This window comes from Photobacterium sp. GB-1 (assembly GCF_003026165.1).
Classification (GTDB): domain Bacteria; phylum Pseudomonadota; class Gammaproteobacteria; order Enterobacterales; family Vibrionaceae; genus Photobacterium.
Genome location: NZ_PYOB01000001.1, coordinates 294,312 through 311,334, shown reverse-complemented (window position 1 = coordinate 311,334; position 17,023 = coordinate 294,312). Strand labels below are relative to the sequence as shown.

Genomic DNA, 17,023 nt, shown 5'->3' with positions numbered 1-17,023 from the left:
GGTGTAAGTCATGAGAATAGTATTAATCAATACAGTTGATCTCAGAGTAAAAAAGCCTCGTATATAAGGCGTAGTTATTAACTTAACAATTAGGTTATGCACGCTAATTTTTTGACAGGTAAAACCAATGTTAATTAATCACTCGATGATATTTTAATCTTAAATTATTAGCCTAACCACAAAAAAAAGCCTGCTTTTAAAATTCTAGTGAAAGATTTCTCCATTATTTTTAAATAAACTTTTATTGTTGAAAACATGAACTACTATGGTGAAACGAAATGCTTATTAATAGTAATGACTCAACATTGACCAATTGGTATATGAAAAGGTGATAATTGTCACAAGTAGACAAATGTAGGGCTAGTAAATGTATTTTTATTACGTAATATTTCTCCTTGTGAAATAAGTGGTTATTGTCGCTAAGATGTGAAATATTAGTAAAAAGATTGATTCTATAGAGTATGTGTTTGTTTTTTACTCATTTTTATGATTTTTAGGTATAAATTAATCATCAGAGCTAACACTGATCTAAATCAAATCTTTTTAGAATGTGAATAAATATAATCAATTTTGAAAGTAATTTACTAAGTGTGTGATTTTCTTAGTTCGAGAATTAAGAATGAAGCCGTATCCTTACTAAAAAGTTTTCAATCTTAAGGTAGGAGTCTACTATGCCTGTTACAAATATCACTGAACTAGATGCAATGGTTGCTCGCGTTAAAGCGGCACAAAAAGAATTTGCAACTTTCTCTCAAGAGCAAGTGGATAAAATTTTCCGCGCTGCTTCTCTTGCTGCAAACAACGCACGTATTCCTCTCGCTCAGCAAGCTGTTGCTGAATCTGGCATGGGTATCATCGAAGACAAGGTTATTAAAAACCACTTCGCTTCTGAATTTATCTACAACAAATACAAAGACGAAAAGACATGCGGTATCTTGGAAGAGAACGATGAGTTCGGCACCATGACTATTGCTGAGCCTGTAGGTATTATTTGTGGTATTGTTCCAACGACTAACCCGACATCTACAGCTATCTTCAAATCGTTAATCTCTCTTAAAACACGTAACGCAATTATTTTCTCGCCACACCCGCGTGCTAAAAACTCAACTAACGCTGCTGCTAAATTAGTATTAGATGCCGCTGTTGCCGCAGGTGCACCTAAAGATATTATTGGCTGGATTGATCAACCATCAGTTGAACTATCTAACGCACTAATGAAGCACGATGATATCAACCTTATCCTTGCGACTGGTGGTCCAGGCATGGTTAAAGCAGCTTACTCTTCAGGTAAACCTGCTATCGGTGTTGGTGCGGGTAACGTGCCTGTTGTTATCGATGAAACAGCTGATATTAAGCGTGCTGTTGCATCAGTACTTATGTCAAAAACGTTTGATAACGGTGTTGTTTGTGCCTCAGAGCAAGCTGTAATCGTTATGGACGAAGTCTATGATGAAGTGAAAGAGCGTTTTGCTTCTCACAATGGCTACGTTTTATCAAAAGATGAGGCAGAGAAAGTACGTAAAGTTCTGCTTATCAACGGTAACCTTAATGCAGATATCGTAGGTCAGCCAGCAACGAAGATCGCAGAAATGGCGGGTGTTACTGTTCCTGCTAATACTAAGATCCTTATTGGTGAAGGTGAGCAAGTTTCTTTCGACGATGAGTTCGCACACGAGAAACTATCTCCTACATTAGGTATGTTCCGCGCGTCTTCATTTGAAAATGCAGTAGATCAAGCAGTAACAATGGTAGAGATTGGTGGTATCGGTCATACATCTGGCTTATACACGAATCAAGACACTAACGCTGACCGTATTAAGTACTTCGGCGACAAAATGAAAACAGCACGTATTCTTGTGAATATCCCAACAACTCATGGTGGTATCGGTGATCTTTACAACTTTAACGTTGCGCCTTCGTTAACTCTAGGTTGTGGTTCATGGGGTGGTAACTCTATCTCTGAGAACGTAGGTCCTAAGCACCTTATCAACAAGAAGACAGTAGCGAAGCGAGCTGAAAATATGTTGTGGCATAAACTACCTAAATCAATTTACTTCCGTCGTGGTAGCCTTCCAATTGCACTTAGCGATTTAGAAGGTAAGAAGCGTGCGTTCTTAGTAACAGACCGTTTCCTATTTAATAACGGTTACGCAGATGAAATCGTATCTTTGCTTAAAGCACAAGGTATCGAAGTTCAAACATTCTTTGATGTAGAAGCGGATCCAACACTGTCTGTTGTTGAGAAAGGCGCTGAAGCAATGAAGAGCTTCCAACCTGATGTGATTATTGCACTCGGTGGTGGTTCGCCAATGGATGCTGCGAAGATCATGTGGGTAATGTATGAGCACCCAGAAACGCACTTCGAAGAACTAGCAATGCGCTTCATGGACATCCGTAAACGTATTTACAAGTTCCCTAAAATGGGTAAGAAAGCTGAACTAGTATGTATCACTACTACATCTGGTACAGGTTCTGAAGTAACACCATTTGCGGTTGTAACTGACGATAAAACAGGTGCTAAGTACCCACTAGCTGACTACGAACTAACGCCTAACATGGCAATCGTTGATGCTAACCTTGTAATGAACATGCCTAAGTCTCTAACAGCGTTTGGTGGTTACGATGCCGTCACTCACGCACTAGAAGCTTACGTATCAGTTCTTGCTAACGAATACTCTGATGGTCAAGCACTTCAAGCACTAAGAATGCTAAAAGAATACTTACCATCAAGCTATGCAAATGGTGCTAATGACCCAATCGCACGTGAGAAAGTACACAATGCGGCAACTATCGCGGGTATCGCATTTGCGAACGCATTCCTAGGTGTATGTCACTCAATGGCGCACAAACTAGGTGCCGAGTTCCACGTACCACACGGTCTTGCTAACGCATTGTTGATTTCTAACGTTGTTCGTTACAACGCGAATGATAATCCAACAAAGCAAACAGCATTCTCACAGTACGCAAGCCCACAAGCGCGTCGTCGTTATGCTGAAGTTGCTGATCACTTAGGTCTATCACATGCGGGTGACCGTACTGCACAGAAAATTGAGCGTCTACTAACTTGGTTAGACGAATTGAAAGTGAATCTTCAGATTCCAATGTCAATCCAAGAAGCAGGCGTTTCAGAAGCTGATTTCCTTGCGAAAGTTGATGAGTTAGCGGTAGAAGCGTTTGATGACCAGTGTACTGGTGCAAACCCTCGTTATCCTCTAATCTCTGAGCTTAAAGATGTACTAATGGCATCTTACTACGGTAAGCCTTTCATTGAAGGTGAAGCGTTTGAAGGCACAACAGTGATTAAAAAATCAGAGCCAGTGAAAACCACTAAAGGTAAAAAAGCAAAAGCTTAATACCTAGCGTTGATTGAAAAAAAGCCCGCTAACTTAGCGGGCTTTTTTATATCTTATAGATGGTTATATCAAACACTCTGCTTCAAGTATCCTGCCATTGAAGGAATCATTAGTAATAATGTATTCCGTGCAACTGACTATTTCTACTTGTAATCGTGTATGGAGCATTGTCTGATTATCTGAAGTAATTGGAATAATGGCACCCACTCGGATATTCAAAGAAGATAATTCTTTAGACCAGCCAAAAGTTAAGCCTTGTATTACTGATTTACTAGTATCGGAAAGGTGAGCGTGATGGTGAGATGGTTGTAAGGCTAAATTAATAATAACAGCAGGTTGTTTGTTGTCTTGCATCATTGTTGCTGCTATTTGTCCAACGCTAAAAAAAGTGGTTGCGTTGTTACACATTACATCATTGAATTTATTAATTGCATTGGGCTCAAGAATACTTGGTGTATTCGTACATTTTGGCCATGTATTGAGTAAGACATTAAATGTACCTAGTTGGCGCTGAATATTGGTAAAGACTTGTTTAATTGAATGCGGTTGGGTGTTTTTTAAATGAAAGATGTTGATATGACGAGAGAATTGAGAACAAGCATCCTGTGTTGCCTCTAAATTTTGGATGTCATTATCAACGAGCGCAAGTTTTGCCCCTAATGATGCAAAATGAAGAGCTATGGCTTTACCGATGAGAGTACCTGCAGCAGTGATGACTATTACAGATTGATCAATAAGCATAGTAGTATCATCCCAAAATTATCATGTTAATATGGCATTAACTGATCAGACCAAAAGTAGTTAAGAACCATATTAGTTAGCGCTTTCACAATAGAATAATTGGATGTGACAATGTTTGATTGCGCTCACAAAGATACCTATTGGGTATCATTGCTGGGTTGGCAGATAGTTATATGAATATTAAGCGGCGTGATAAAGCTCAGAAGTTCGCTTTGCATGAATAAGCGAAGCATATAAGGTTTTTGGTGATGCCGAGATAGGACGAGGCTCTTCTGGTGGAAGCTTGCGACGTTCGTGTACTGAAAGGTTGTGAAAGATATCTTCAGGTAATCCTTTAGTGTTCTCTGCTGGGAACGTTAACGCTGTGGGTTGCAGGCCGTGTAGTAAACGGGTACTCGCAATACCTGATTCATGGAAAGCTTTTGCCTGATCCGCAGAGCGTTGGTAACAATGTTTTGATGTGGTCAGCGGTTGAGGAAAAGGTAGCTCAAAATAAGCACGTAGTTGTTGCTCTGTTTGAATCTGCTCAGGCTCGTTATCTTGCGGTGTGTTTTCCATTAATTCAGAAGATAGCAATGCAAGCATTAATGAGAAATCAGCACGACGACCAGATTCAACCGCTTGGTTGAGTCCTGTACCGAGCTGGATCTCATTGATCAGCATATTATCTAAAGAAATGTGTTGCATGGAAAAGTAAGCCTTAATCATAGTGATAGTCTTTATATCGACATCAATGCCAAGAGCTTTAATTTTTTATATTATTAATAAAAATAAAAAAGCCCTGTCGTGATAACACGACAGGGCTTTCAAAAGGTATTAACCGAGAAGATTAAAACTTAGGTTTGACACCGAACTGGTGAGCAGCATAAGCGACACGCTCTTCAGGTGTTGGCGTATGTGCAGAAGTACCGATATTTTCAATATGGCGAAGGCGAGGGAGTAAACCACAACCATTTGCAATTTGAATGGCCAATCCTGGTCGAGCATTGAGCTCTAGCACCATAGGGCCTTTCACTTTGTCTAACACCATATCTGTACCCATGTAGCCTAAGCCTGTCATTTCCCAAGCACTCGCAGCAAGCGTTAGTAGCTTGTTCCAATTAGGTACTTGAAGCTCGCTGAGTAAACGATCAGTATCTGGGTGGTGTTCAATTGGCTGATTAAATTGAACTGCTCGTACCGCTTTACCTGACGCGATATCAATCCCGACACCGACAGCACCTTGGTGCAAGTTTGCTTTGCCATCGGACGCAGAGGTCGAACAACGCATCATCGCCATCACAGGATAGCCTTTAAATACGATGACACGAACATCAGGTACACCTTCAAAACTAAAGCCATCAAAAACATTATCAAATTGGATCAAGTTTTCGACCATGGCGACATCATTTTTACCACCCAACGAGAATAGTCCCGCGAGGGTATTGGTAATATGACGTTCAACATCTTGTTTATTGATTTCTGCACCAGACGGTTTTACATAAATACCGTCTTTGTGCTTAACAATAACTAAAATGCCTTTACCGCCCGAGCCTTGTGCGGGCTTAATCACAAATCCAGGCCAATCTTTTACCATATCGTGGATTTTTTTTACTGAGCCTTGGCTATCGATAACACCGATCAAATCAGGAACGGTTGCACCGGCTTGTTGGGCGATAAATTTTGTTTTTAATTTATCATCAACAAGAGGATAAAGGCTGCGATCATTATAGCGACCAATGTAGCTATGATTACGCTTGTTCATCCCCATGATGCCACGTTCTTTCAGCTTGTTTGGTGAAGTAAAACGTGCAAGTAAATTCATCGATTAATCCTCAGTTAGCGGCTTAAAACGACGAAGTTCACTTAAACGATAACCTGTGTAGTTACCTAGCATTAGGATGGCAGCTAGAATGATGAACTGCACACCAATGAAGTTAAATGTTAGGTGACGGATCATAGGGTTCGTCATTGCAAGGTACACAAGGATCGCAGTGAGTAGTGAACCACCACCTTGTACGAAGACTTCTTTCGCCCCTTCTTCTTCCCATAGAATCGACATACGTTCGATAGTCCATGACAAGATGATCATTGGGAAGAAGGTAATTGTTAGACCTTCAATAAGACCAATCTTAAAGGCAACAACCGTGAATATTGAAATGATCAATATTACGGTAATAATTACCGCGGATATTCGTGAGACTAAGAGCAAGTTCAATTTCGATAAATAACTTCGAATAATTAAACCTGTACCAACAATCAATAAGAAACCAACAATACCCGTTAATAATTGTGTTTGGACAAACGCAACCGCGATTAACACTGGCATGAAAGTACCAGAGGTTTTCAAGCCAATAATCACGCGAAGGAATACCACAATCAGGGCACCAATAGGAACAAGCATAATGGTTTTAAACATTGCTTGTTCTTCGAGTGGTAATGAGTGGATTGAGAAGTTTAATAAGTCTTCGGCTTTAATCTTCTCTTGCGTAGCACGCTGTGGTGTGATGTCTTGAGCAATGATAGAAAAACTAATATTAGAATTTCGACCACCAACAACATCTAGCATCGCACTGCCTTGTTGGTTCCAAATCATTACATCCGAAGGTTTGCCTTCTTCGCCAGTAGTCAGATTAAAGAGCTTCCAACTATTGTTATCCCACACTTCAACCATCGGCATCACTGTTTGGCGACGACGACCATCTTCAAGTTTTAAACCGCTAACAATACGCGAATGGATACCTTCAAGTGAAAGTAAATTCGTAATGGCTTCTTGCGGACTCATAGAATCAAGTAACACAGATGCGTTTTGGTTTTGTTTATCTTGTAATTGGCGAATAAGCTCACGGGCAAACGTGGTGTTGTTCGCAGATAAATTACGCGCCTGTGTTAACAGTGCTGTTGCTGCTGTTTGTTGTGGGTTACTTAAACTAACCGCTGCAGGTTCACCTTTAGGTGGGATCTCTTTGTACTGCGCTTGATCATCAACAAGAAGCTGAGTTTTGTAGTAAAGCACTTGCTTACCCATAGCGGTACGCGTAGCCCAGTCAGCTTGGTGACCTTCTTTCGTATTATGGATAAGTACAGAGTAGCCAGGAGGTGACGACGTACTTTCATCAATTAAGGTAAAGCCTTCCTGTGTTTCAGGCGTGGCCATTTTAACTTGTACAGGATCACCAACAGCATCGAATTGAACACGTGCTTCAACTTCCCATACTGCACGCTCTTCGCCTGGTGTCCACGGCACACCGTAGACATCATGGCGATACATGCTCAGTCCTAAACCTGCAATAATAAGCAGCGAAATAAGGATATAAAAGGGTACTCTAGACGTCATGACATCCTCATCATTTATTTATTAGCACTAACTGGCTCTGGTTTTGGCTCAGTTTTTCCTTGAACAAATTCTTTACCCACATCAACCAGTGCAATGTCTTTAAAGAACTCACGACCTAATAAGACAGGGAAATCCATCTTCGTTCGATCTGCAAGCGTGAATTGCGCTTTTTCATGTAAATTACCAAGCGTGATCCAAGCTTCAATGACAGGGCGACGCACTGCTTCTTCTGACGTTGACTGGCGGATACGAACCCAGCGCAGAATGGGTGCTTCGATAGTTTCAGGTTTTGCTTTATCGTTTTGTGCTTTTTCTGCTGGAGTATCTTCTGCTGAATCATGGCTCAGGTTAAAACGTACCCATTCTTTACCATCTCGTTCAAAAGTTTGTACATCAACAGCATTTAAAGATGAGGTGGTTGCACCTGTATCGACACGTGCTTTAAAGAATGATTTAACTGAATCAATCCAAACCCACTCTTCCTGACCAAGGATAGCTTTACCATTGGCTTGGGTTGGGTTCGCTTCAATTTTAGGCTCAACAGGCACTCGAACAATTTGTTTTTCAACAATAACTTTAGGCTTTTCTAGGCTTTTTTGCTTAATAAACTTTAGATCTTTAGAGATAGACGCTAATTTACTTTCTAGCTCGGTAATATATTGCTGTTGTGAATCCATTCGGGTAGAAACAGTATCGAATTGAGAATTAATATTCTGTTCTACGTTGCTGATCGCTGCCAAGGTTTCTTGATGATCTTGAGGCTGCGTGGTTGAACACCCTGTCAGTATTGCAATTGTGATTAATGGTACGCTGAAGCGAAGCATCATATCTCCTATGTGCGTCTATTTTCTAATGTCGACCGTAGTTTACCTTACAAAAAGGGATGCGAACAGCATCCCAGTGTCAGTTACTAGTCAGGATTGCGGGCTATTAAAACCGCACGTTTTGGTGCTGGATATCCTTCGATAGTTTTTGACGGATTTTTTGAATCTAAGTATTCCGGAAGGGAATTATTCGTCATCCAATCTGTCGTTCTTTGCTCATCTGTTGTTGTTATATTCTCATCAACAATACGGACATCAACAAAGCCACATTTTTCCATCCACACTTTTAATGCTTTTGCTGATGGGAAGAAATAAACATTGTGCATTTGGGCGTAGCGGTGAGTTGGAACCAATACCGCATTTTCATCACCATCAATCACCAATGTTTCTAGAATGACTTCACCGCCTTTACGCAGTTGATTCTTTAACTGAATAATGTGATCGAGCGGTGAACGACGGTGGTACAGGACTCCCATACTAAATACCGTATCAAATGCTTTTAATTCGGGCAGATCTTCAATACCTAATGGTAATAAGAATGCGCGATCATCGTTGCCCATTAATCGCTTAATGGCTTCAAATTGAATTAAAAATAAGCTTGATGGGTCGATACCGACGGTAAGCTTTGCACCTTCACCCAGCATGCGCCACATATGATAGCCATTACCACAGCCTACATCTAATACGCTACGGCCTTTTAGTGGTGTAATGTGAGGCAGTACACGATCCCATTTCCAATCTGAGCGCCATTCGGTATCGATATGAATATCATGCATGGTGAATGGGCCTTTACGCCAAGGGTGAAGCAAACGTAATAGACTTTCTAAACGTTTTTTCTCACCATCGGCAATCGGAACTTCATTACGAACACTGACTTCATTTTTTAAATCAATAATATCGGGTTTATCGGTTGGGAACTTTTGCAATGCGCGAACCCAACGAGCCATATCCCCGTGCTCTCTATTTTCCCAATCACTTAATTGTTTAGGTAGAGTATTTAGCCATGGACGTAATGTTTCATGCTGGGCAAGAAGCTGATAAAAATCAGAAAAACTAAACATATGGAACAAAAAACCTTATTTAATCGCAAACATTGAGCCGAAATTGAAGCACTGGAACCATACTTCAGAACTAGAAAAGCCTATTTTCTTGAAACGTGTTTTGTGGGTTTCAATACTGTCAGGGCGCATCACATTTTCTATTGCGCTCCGTTTTTGGCTGATCTCTAGCTCGCTATAACCATTTGCTCGTTTAAAATCGTGGTGTAAATCAATCAATAATTCATTGGCACGTTCGTCATCGAAAATATATTTCTCCGACAAAATTAAAATACCGCCAGGGCGTAAGCCAGCATAGATTTTTTCTAATAATGCTTGGCGATCTTCAGGTACAAGGAATTGGAGAGTGAAATTTAACACCACAACTGAAGCGTCATGAATATCAACATCACGGATATCAGCTTCAATGACTTGCACTGGTGTGTCAGAGCGATATGCGTCCACTAATAATCGGCATCGTTCAACCATAGCAGCAGAATTATCAATTGCTAAAATTTCGCAACCTTCTTGCTGAATATGGCGACGCATAGAAAGAGTAGCTGCTCCTAAAGAACAACCAAGATCAAAGATTTTAGAATGAGGCTTGGCAAAGCGCTCAGCTAACATGCCAATTGCTGAGATGATATTACTGTAACCCGGCACAGAGCGTTGGATCATATCAGGGAAGACTTCAGCAACACGCTCATCGAACGTAAAATCACCGAGTTTTTCAATTGGCGCAGCAAAAATATTGTCGTGGCCTGCCATTTCTCACGAACCTCATAATATATAAAGAACAGGGATCCATTGTACGTATTGAGCATCAAACCTTGATGATACTCAGGCGATCCATCACCTTTGAAAGGTCGCGTATTGTAGAGAAAATAGCAGCATTTGTCTTTAATGATTTCTGATTTGTTCTTTGATTGATTATTTGCGTTTATAGCAAAGAGATTTGTGGCGTACTTATTTCAGCAGCACTGGGCATAGCAAGTTCGGGGAGTGGCGAAAGAGTGTGGTTTTCGCTGATAAGGTTATCGCGTAACACATTATAAAGCCGACGGGCTGATTCAGGCGCAGCATTATTGTCTGGGGTATGAATAAAGAGATAGGGCGTTTTACCTTCTTTGATCCATAAAGGCAGTCGTTGTAGCCAGTTTTTAAAAAAAGGATCGTTACACGCATCATCAGGATGACCAATAAAGCGGATCACAGGGTTATCAGCGGTTGCGATTGCATGAACTGGCACGCGAGGTTTCTTCTTTTGTGCATCAATCACCGCTTCTGTATTCGCTATGGCTGAAAATACAGGACGGCTATCCATAATAATGCGGTTACTGCCTTTTTCTAACAGCATTCGATTAAGTGCTTTTTCCTCTTCGCCTTTGGCAAAGAACGCAGGATGGCGAACTTCGACACCGGTAGTAAAGTGGCGTGGAAACTGATCTAAAAAGGCATCGAGTAAGGGTAAATCGTGAGGACTAAACCTCGCAGGTAGCTGAATCATCCATACGCCCGTTTTTTCCTCAACCGGCGACATGGTATTGAGAAAATCCACCAAGCTTTGATTACTATGACGAAGCTGCTGCTGATGTGTGATGGTTTGGGGAATTTTAAAGGTAAATTTAAATCCACTGTCAGGTGTCGCACCGTTCCAATTTTTTACCGTCGTCATGCTCGGAATAGCGTAAAAGGTGGTATTTCCCTCGACAGTATGAAATACCTCTGCATAGCGAGCTAAACGGTCACCATTTTTACAGCCTTTACCGTATATGCTTTGCTGCCAATGATTGTGTGACCATTGAGATAACCCAAGATATAACGGTAAAGATAAATCAGAAGGTGAAGACATAATAAGACTTGGGTTTATTAAGTTGAGAGTGATGGTTTATCTTACGTGATTTTGTTTGTAAAAGTCTAAATCGCCGTAGATATTTGGTCATAATAAGACTTTAAAGTCGTCATAACGAATTGGTGATGAATTACCGTCGGATCACTTCGCTTATTGAGGCTGTTTGGGTATAATGCCTCGTTATTTTTGCCTCTTGGCCTTCTTGCTATCCAATTTAGACGATAAATTAGACAGCAAGCGGTCGGGATTGAATTCGCCTGACGTTTAGCGTTATCGACACTAAACGCAGGAATGTAAAGTATATAGATTGGGAATTTCTTATGCGCACCCATTATTGTGGACACCTGAACAAGTCCCTTGCAGGACAAACAGTCGATTTATGCGGCTGGGTAAACCGTCGTCGTGATTTAGGCGGCCTTATCTTTATTGATATGCGTGATCGCGAAGGTGTGGTTCAGGTTGTTATTGATCCTGATATGACTGAGATCTTCACACTAGCAAACCAATTACGTAACGAGTTTTGTATTCGTCTAACGGGTGAAGTGCGTGAGCGTCCTGAAAGCCAATGTAATAAAGACATGGCAACAGGTGAAGTTGAGGTTTATGCAACTGGCCTTGAAATCATTAACCGTTCTGACGCGTTACCGCTTGATTTCAACCAAAAGAACTCTGAAGAGCAGCGTCTAAAGTACCGTTACTTAGATCTTCGTCGCCCAGAAATGAGCGATCGTATTAAGCTACGTGCAAAAGCATCAAGCTTCGTTCGTCGTTTCTTAGATGACAATGCATTCCTTGATATTGAAACACCAGTACTAACAAAAGCAACGCCAGAAGGCGCGCGTGATTACTTAGTACCAAGTCGTGTTCACAAAGGTAACTTCTACGCATTACCACAATCACCACAGCTATTTAAGCAGCTGCTAATGATGTCTGGTTTTGATCGTTACTACCAAATCGTTAAGTGTTTCCGTGATGAAGACTTACGTGCTGACCGTCAACCTGAATTTACTCAGATCGATATCGAAACATCTTTCATGACAGCTGAAGAAGTGCGTGCTGTAACTGAAAAGATGATCACTGAAATGTGGAAAGAGCTACTAAACGTAGACCTAGGCACATTCCCAATCATGTCTTTCGAAGAAGCCGCGCGTCGTTTCGGTTCTGATAAGCCAGATCTACGTAACCCACTTGAGCTAGTTGATGTTGCAGACATCGTTAAAGATGTTGATTTCAAAGTATTCTCAGGCCCAGCTAACGACGAAAAAGGTCGTGTAGCGGTTATCCGTGTACCAGGTGGTGCTGAGCTAAGCCGTAAGCAAATCGACGAATACACTAAGTTCGTGGGTATCTATGGCGCGAAAGGCCTAGCATGGATGAAAGTTAACGATCGCGCTGCAGGTTTTGAAGGTGTTCAATCTCCTGTTGCTAAGTTCCTTAACGAAGAAGTGGTTGCTAATCTTCTTGAGCGCACTCAAGCAGAATCTGGCGACATCATTCTATTCGGTGCAGACAGCAAACGTGTTGTAACAGAAGCGATGGGCGCACTTCGTCTGAAACTAGGTGAAGATCTAGGTCTAACAGACAAGTCAGCATGGAAACCACTTTGGGTTGTTGATTTCCCAATGTTCGAAGAGAACGAAGATGGTTCACTATCTGCAATGCACCACCCATTCACATCACCATTAAACCTAACACCAGAAGAGCTAGCGGCTAACCCTGCAGCAGCGCTATCAAATGCGTACGATATGGTAATCAATGGTTATGAAGTGGGCGGTGGTTCAGTACGTATCCATAACTCTGCTATGCAATCAACAGTATTTGATATCTTAGGTATCTCTGCTGATGAGCAACGTTTGAAGTTTGGTTTCCTACTTGACGCTCTGAAATTCGGTACGCCACCACACGCAGGTCTTGCGTTTGGTCTTGACCGTCTTGTAATGCTTCTTTGTGGTACAGATAATATCCGTGATGTTATCGCGTTCCCTAAAACAACGGCAGCAGCATGTCTATTAACTGACGCGCCAAGCCTAGCAAACCCAGCAGCACTAGAAGAATTATCTATTGCCGTTAAAATTGCTAAGAAAGACGAAGAAGCAAAAGACGCAGAGTGATCTGATTAATTTGCTGTAATAAAAGCCGATGACTTATTTGCCACTTTTTAGTGAACGCCTATAAGACATCGGCTTTTTTGTCTTTTGTTGATTCCTTTCTGCTGTCCATCTTATTTGGTAAAAGTGTTTTGTTCGCTTTAACCTCTTATTTGGTTTATGTTTTCATGCAAGCAAAAAAATTAACATTGCCGGATTGGAGATAACATGGCTGGACACAGTAAATTTGCCAATATAAAACATCGTAAAGCAGCTCAAGATGCTAAACGCGGTAAAATTTTTACTAAGTTAATTCGTGAGATTACTGTAGCCGCTAAAGAAGGTGGCAGTGAGCCTGAGAATAATCCTCGATTACGTGCTGCCATTGATAAAGCACTATCAAATAACATGACTCGAGATACTATCAACCGTGCAGTAACACGTGGTGCTGGTGGTGAAGGTGACGAAGGCGTAGAAACTGTCATTTATGAAGGTTACGGTCCTGCGGGTACAGCGGTAATGGTTGAGTGTTTAACGGATAACCGTAATCGAACAGTATCTGGCGTACGTCATGCTTTCTCTAAAGCGGGGGGGAATCTTGGCACGGATGGCAGCGTAGGTTACCTTTTTGATAAAAAAGGCGTGATTTCTTATGCGGCGGGGTTAGATGAAGATGCTGTTATGGAAGTCGCGTTAGAGTCTGGCGCTGACGATATTGAAACTAATGACGATGGTTCAATCGATGTTTACACGACACCTGCCGATTTCGGTAGCGTGAAAGATGCATTAGATGCCGCAGGTTTTACAGCAGAAAATGCAGAAGTAACCTTAGTGCCATCAACGAAGGCTGAGTTAGATGCAACAACAGCACCTAAACTATTACGCTTAATTGATGCATTAGAAGATTTGGATGACATTCAAGAAGTCTACCATAACGGTGACATGTCAGATGAAGTAGCAGCTACGCTTGAATAATTGCTACTAATAGTAGTGAAAAATGTCGATAATTTTAGGTATAGACCCCGGCTCTCGTATTACGGGGTACGGGGTAATTCGTCAGGTTGGACGTAATTTAGAGTATTTAGGAAGCGGCTGTATTCGCACCTCAGAGCCTGGTATTCCTGGACGATTAAAGCAAATCTATGCAGGCGTGTCTGAAGTGATCACGCAATTTCAGCCTGATTTTTTTGCCATTGAAGAAGTGTTCATGGGCAAAAATGCCAGCTCTGCGATTAAATTAGGTCAGGCGCGAGGCAGTGCAATTGTTGCAGCGGTAAATGCAGATTTGCCAGTCAGTGAATATGCCGCGCGATTGATCAAACAGGCGGTAGTCGGAAACGGTGGGGCAGATAAAGCGCAAGTACAACATATGGTTTGTTCCGTATTAAAGCTAGCAGGTAAGCCTCAAGCTGATGCTGCTGATGCTTTAGCTGTTGCGATTTGTCACGCGCATACCTATAAAACCTTAGTGGCAATGGCAGGGAAAGCGACGGGAGCACGAAAGGGGCGTTATCGTTAATAAGCTTACTATTATTAAAGATGAGACACTTAAGGCATATATTTATTAAGATATTTGTTATAGAAATGTTAACAATCTATAGTGGTCAGAGGTCTAACGATAATAAGCAAGGAAGTGATCATGAACCCTGCCACTTTATGGCGCAGTATATTTATGCCGCGCCAACCTCAATGGACAACAGCACAACAACGCCAAGCCGATATCCTTTCCTTATTTACTTTTATCGCTTTTCTCGTTGGTATCTATAGTTTGATTAAATGGTCAAACCATGGTCATGATAATCTTGTTTTTACTTCTGTCATATTGATTGTATTAGAACTCCTTGCTATTTCGAGCCTGCGTTGGCTTCAGCAGCCTTTAATATCTTTAAATTTAGGTTTTATTGGTATGGCAATCCACGCGCTGAATATTATTTATCAAAGTGGTGGTGTGGTTGATTCAACGCAGACTTATTGGGTGCCTTTGTTAGTTGTCTCTTTCTTCCTCTCGGCAACGCGCGCGATGGCTATTCTTTGGAGTAGCTTGATCATTTGTGTTTCGGCTTACATAACATACCAACATATGCAGGGTGTTTCATTTCCACAGCTTTCTTTATCTCATACAGCACAGCAAATTGAGGTTTGGTCTGGAACCGTATTGCCATTGATTGTCATTGGTATTGCATTAGCTTTTACGGCGAAACAACGTGATATAGCAATTAATCGTGCCGAGAAAGCTAAGCTAAAAAGTGAATCAGAGGCCAGTAAAGCAACTGAAGGAGAATTACGTCTATCTGATGTATTACTTCAAGCGAATAATAATTCTGAACAATTAAAGCAAGTATCTTATAGCTTAGCGAATCAATCGTCTCAGCTAGATAGCCAAGTCAATGAACTGAATATTAATAGTGAATCACAAGCCAGCGCTGCTGAACAAATGAGCCATCAAGTACACCAAATGGTCCTTGGAGTTGAGAGCTCAAGTCAGTTTGTTGAGGAATTACGTGAAAAAAGCGACGTGGTTTATGAGCTGGCGCAAAAAAGTTCGGCGCACTTAGAAGATTCAACGCAAGCGATCAGCCAAATTATTAATAGTCATGATGAGATTATGAAAGTGGCGGACTTAATCACCTCTGTTGCTGAACAAACCAATTTGCTTGCGCTAAATGCTTCGATAGAAGCGGCTCGTGCTGGAGATCAGGGAAGGGGATTTGCGGTTGTAGCAGATCAAGTACGGGAGCTTTCGGCGAAAAGTAGTCAATCTGCCGTTGAGATCCGCCATCTATTGGATCGTAGTGAGCAGGAAGTACGGCACGGTCAAGGTGTGATTAACGCCAGTACTGAACGGATGAATAATATCATTCAGCAAGTCACAACGATTTCGCAAGATGTACAAGGGTTATCGGGTTTGATGGCAGCTCAATCAACCGCATTAAAAGAGCTGGATGAAGCGAGCAGTGAAGTTGCTAATAGTGTGGTAAATACACAAAGTGTGGCTGCAATAGTTGCACAACATGGTACAGAATTAAATCAGCAAGTGGTTGCTGTTCGTCATTTAACACAACAACTTGATCAAGTTGTTTCTCACTCTTCGTAAAATCGATAAAGAACTGGATGTCTATCCAGTTCTTTACTATTCTAGTGCCAGTTTAAATTCACTATAGAGATGATGTTTTGATTGGTCGACTACGCGGAATTGTAATTGAAAAGCAGCCACCTGAAGTATTACTTGAAGTTGGTGGGATTGGTTATGAAGTGCAGATGCCAATGAGCTGTTTTTATGAGTTACCACAGATCGGCCAAGAAGCCATTATCTTTACTCACTTTGTGGTACGAGAAGATGCGCAACTACTGTATGGCTTTAATAATAAAAATGAACGTGAGTTATTCCGTGAAGTAATTAAAGCGAACGGTGTTGGGCCTAAATTAGGCTTAGCAATTTTATCAGCTATGACTGCAAGTCAATTTGTTCGTAGCGTTGAATTAGAAGATGTGACTACGCTAGTTAAAATCCCCGGAGTCGGCAAGAAAACAGCAGAACGTTTAGTTGTTGAAATGAAAGATCGCTTAAAAGGGTGGGGTGAAGGTGACTTATTTACGCCAGCACTTGATACAGCGGCATCCAATGCTCCGATCCAAGATCCATCGAATCAAGCTCGCGCTGAAGATGAAGCGGTGAGTGCATTGGTTGCACTGGGTTATAAACCACAAATTGCCGCGAAAGTGGTTTCTCAAGTCACACAACCAGAGATGAGTAGTGAAGCGATTATTCGTGATGCACTCCGCTCAATGGTATAACCCTGTAAGTTGGGTATA

Annotated in this window: 14 protein-coding genes; 6 read left to right on the top strand and 8 right to left on the bottom strand. The window is 41.4% G+C overall.

What is annotated here, in order from left to right; all coding sequences use genetic code 11:
- Nucleotides 1–671 precede the first annotated feature (671 nt).
- Nucleotides 672–3,353: a bifunctional acetaldehyde-CoA/alcohol dehydrogenase gene (adhE, locus tag C9J45_RS01260; protein ID WP_107205612.1), complete on the top strand. Its 2,682-nt coding sequence runs from the start codon at nt 672–674 to the stop codon at nt 3,351–3,353.
- 63 nt (nt 3,354–3,416) lie between these two features.
- On the opposite strand, the gene C9J45_RS01255 is transcribed toward adhE, so the two are convergent.
- The 8 genes from C9J45_RS01255 to C9J45_RS01220 form a co-directional block, all read right to left on the bottom strand.
- Nucleotides 3,417–4,094: an SDR family NAD(P)-dependent oxidoreductase gene (locus C9J45_RS01255; RefSeq protein WP_107290564.1), complete on the bottom strand. Its 678-nt coding sequence runs from the start codon at nt 4,092–4,094 to the stop codon at nt 3,417–3,419.
- Between the two features lie 180 nt (nt 4,095–4,274).
- Nucleotides 4,275–4,781, bottom strand: a complete 507-nt coding sequence (locus C9J45_RS01250; protein WP_107292067.1) for a VC2046/SO_2500 family protein — start codon at nt 4,779–4,781, stop codon at nt 4,275–4,277.
- Nucleotides 4,782–4,923: 142 nt separating this feature from the next.
- Nucleotides 4,924–5,898 carry an alpha-L-glutamate ligase-like protein gene (locus C9J45_RS01245; protein ID WP_105060595.1) on the bottom strand — a complete coding sequence of 325 codons (975 nt, stop codon included), beginning with the start codon at nt 5,896–5,898 and terminating at the stop codon, nt 4,924–4,926.
- A gap of 3 nt (nt 5,899–5,901) precedes the next feature.
- Nucleotides 5,902–7,410 (bottom strand): inactive transglutaminase family protein, encoded by a 1,509-nt coding sequence (locus C9J45_RS01240; RefSeq protein WP_107292066.1) that lies wholly within the window; start codon nt 7,408–7,410, stop codon nt 5,902–5,904.
- A gap of 14 nt (nt 7,411–7,424) precedes the next feature.
- Nucleotides 7,425–8,234, bottom strand: coding sequence for an ATP-dependent zinc protease (locus C9J45_RS01235; protein ID WP_107292065.1), 810 nt, complete (start codon nt 8,232–8,234; stop codon nt 7,425–7,427).
- An 86-nt stretch (nt 8,235–8,320) separates the two neighbouring features.
- Complete coding sequence (cmoB, locus tag C9J45_RS01230; RefSeq protein ID WP_107205617.1) at nt 8,321–9,295, bottom strand: tRNA 5-methoxyuridine(34)/uridine 5-oxyacetic acid(34) synthase CmoB; 975 nt, start codon at nt 9,293–9,295, stop codon at nt 8,321–8,323.
- A 15-nt stretch (nt 9,296–9,310) separates the two neighbouring features.
- Nucleotides 9,311–10,039 carry a carboxy-S-adenosyl-L-methionine synthase CmoA gene (gene cmoA, locus C9J45_RS01225; RefSeq protein ID WP_107259421.1) on the bottom strand — a complete coding sequence of 243 codons (729 nt, stop codon included), beginning with the start codon at nt 10,037–10,039 and terminating at the stop codon, nt 9,311–9,313.
- A 172-nt stretch (nt 10,040–10,211) separates the two neighbouring features.
- Nucleotides 10,212–11,123: a DUF72 domain-containing protein gene (locus tag C9J45_RS01220; RefSeq protein ID WP_107292064.1), complete on the bottom strand. Its 912-nt coding sequence runs from the start codon at nt 11,121–11,123 to the stop codon at nt 10,212–10,214.
- Nucleotides 11,124–11,443: 320 nt separating this feature from the next.
- Between C9J45_RS01220 and aspS the strand changes: the two genes are divergently transcribed.
- From aspS to ruvA, 5 genes are all read left to right on the top strand, one after another.
- Nucleotides 11,444–13,234 carry an aspartate--tRNA ligase gene (aspS, locus tag C9J45_RS01210; protein WP_107245548.1) on the top strand — a complete coding sequence of 597 codons (1,791 nt, stop codon included), beginning with the start codon at nt 11,444–11,446 and terminating at the stop codon, nt 13,232–13,234.
- A gap of 204 nt (nt 13,235–13,438) precedes the next feature.
- On the top strand, nt 13,439–14,185 hold the full coding sequence (locus C9J45_RS01205) for a YebC/PmpR family DNA-binding transcriptional regulator (protein WP_107245547.1): 747 nt from the start codon (nt 13,439–13,441) through the stop codon (nt 14,183–14,185).
- A gap of 22 nt (nt 14,186–14,207) precedes the next feature.
- Nucleotides 14,208–14,729 (top strand): crossover junction endodeoxyribonuclease RuvC, encoded by a 522-nt coding sequence (gene ruvC / locus C9J45_RS01200; protein WP_005370662.1) that lies wholly within the window; start codon nt 14,208–14,210, stop codon nt 14,727–14,729.
- Nucleotides 14,730–14,849: 120 nt separating this feature from the next.
- The gene (locus C9J45_RS01195; protein ID WP_107292063.1) at nt 14,850–16,304 is read left to right on the top strand and encodes a methyl-accepting chemotaxis protein; all 1,455 of its coding nucleotides are present in this window, start codon (nt 14,850–14,852) and stop codon (nt 16,302–16,304) included.
- A 77-nt stretch (nt 16,305–16,381) separates the two neighbouring features.
- Entirely contained in the window at nt 16,382–17,005 is a 624-nt protein-coding gene (gene ruvA, locus C9J45_RS01190; RefSeq protein WP_107205622.1) for a Holliday junction branch migration protein RuvA, read from the top strand.
- The last annotated feature ends 18 nt before the right edge of the window (nt 17,006–17,023 follow it).

What these genes read in the sequence shown, in the direction of transcription:
- C9J45_RS01205 (WP_107245547.1), top strand. Translation starts at nt 13,439, where the DNA reads ATGGCTGGACACAGTAAATTTGCCAATATAAAACATCGTAAAGCAGCT.
- C9J45_RS01195 (WP_107292063.1), top strand. Translation starts at nt 14,850, where the DNA reads ATGAACCCTGCCACTTTATGGCGCAGTATATTTATGCCGCGCCAACCT.
- C9J45_RS01250 (WP_107292067.1), bottom strand. Translation starts at nt 4,781, where the DNA reads ATGCAACACATTTCTTTAGATAATATGCTGATCAATGAGATCCAGCTC.
- C9J45_RS01220 (WP_107292064.1), bottom strand. Translation starts at nt 11,123, where the DNA reads ATGTCTTCACCTTCTGATTTATCTTTACCGTTATATCTTGGGTTATCT.
- C9J45_RS01235 (WP_107292065.1), bottom strand. Translation starts at nt 8,234, where the DNA reads ATGCTTCGCTTCAGCGTACCATTAATCACAATTGCAATACTGACAGGG.
- aspS (WP_107245548.1), top strand. Translation starts at nt 11,444, where the DNA reads ATGCGCACCCATTATTGTGGACACCTGAACAAGTCCCTTGCAGGACAA.
- C9J45_RS01255 (WP_107290564.1), bottom strand. Translation starts at nt 4,094, where the DNA reads ATGCTTATTGATCAATCTGTAATAGTCATCACTGCTGCAGGTACTCTC.
- cmoB (WP_107205617.1), bottom strand. Translation starts at nt 9,295, where the DNA reads ATGTTTAGTTTTTCTGATTTTTATCAGCTTCTTGCCCAGCATGAAACA.
- cmoA (WP_107259421.1), bottom strand. Translation starts at nt 10,039, where the DNA reads ATGGCAGGCCACGACAATATTTTTGCTGCGCCAATTGAAAAACTCGGT.
- adhE (WP_107205612.1), top strand. Translation starts at nt 672, where the DNA reads ATGCCTGTTACAAATATCACTGAACTAGATGCAATGGTTGCTCGCGTT.
- ruvC (WP_005370662.1), top strand. Translation starts at nt 14,208, where the DNA reads ATGTCGATAATTTTAGGTATAGACCCCGGCTCTCGTATTACGGGGTAC.
- C9J45_RS01245 (WP_105060595.1), bottom strand. Translation starts at nt 5,898, where the DNA reads ATGAATTTACTTGCACGTTTTACTTCACCAAACAAGCTGAAAGAACGT.
- C9J45_RS01240 (WP_107292066.1), bottom strand. Translation starts at nt 7,410, where the DNA reads ATGACGTCTAGAGTACCCTTTTATATCCTTATTTCGCTGCTTATTATT.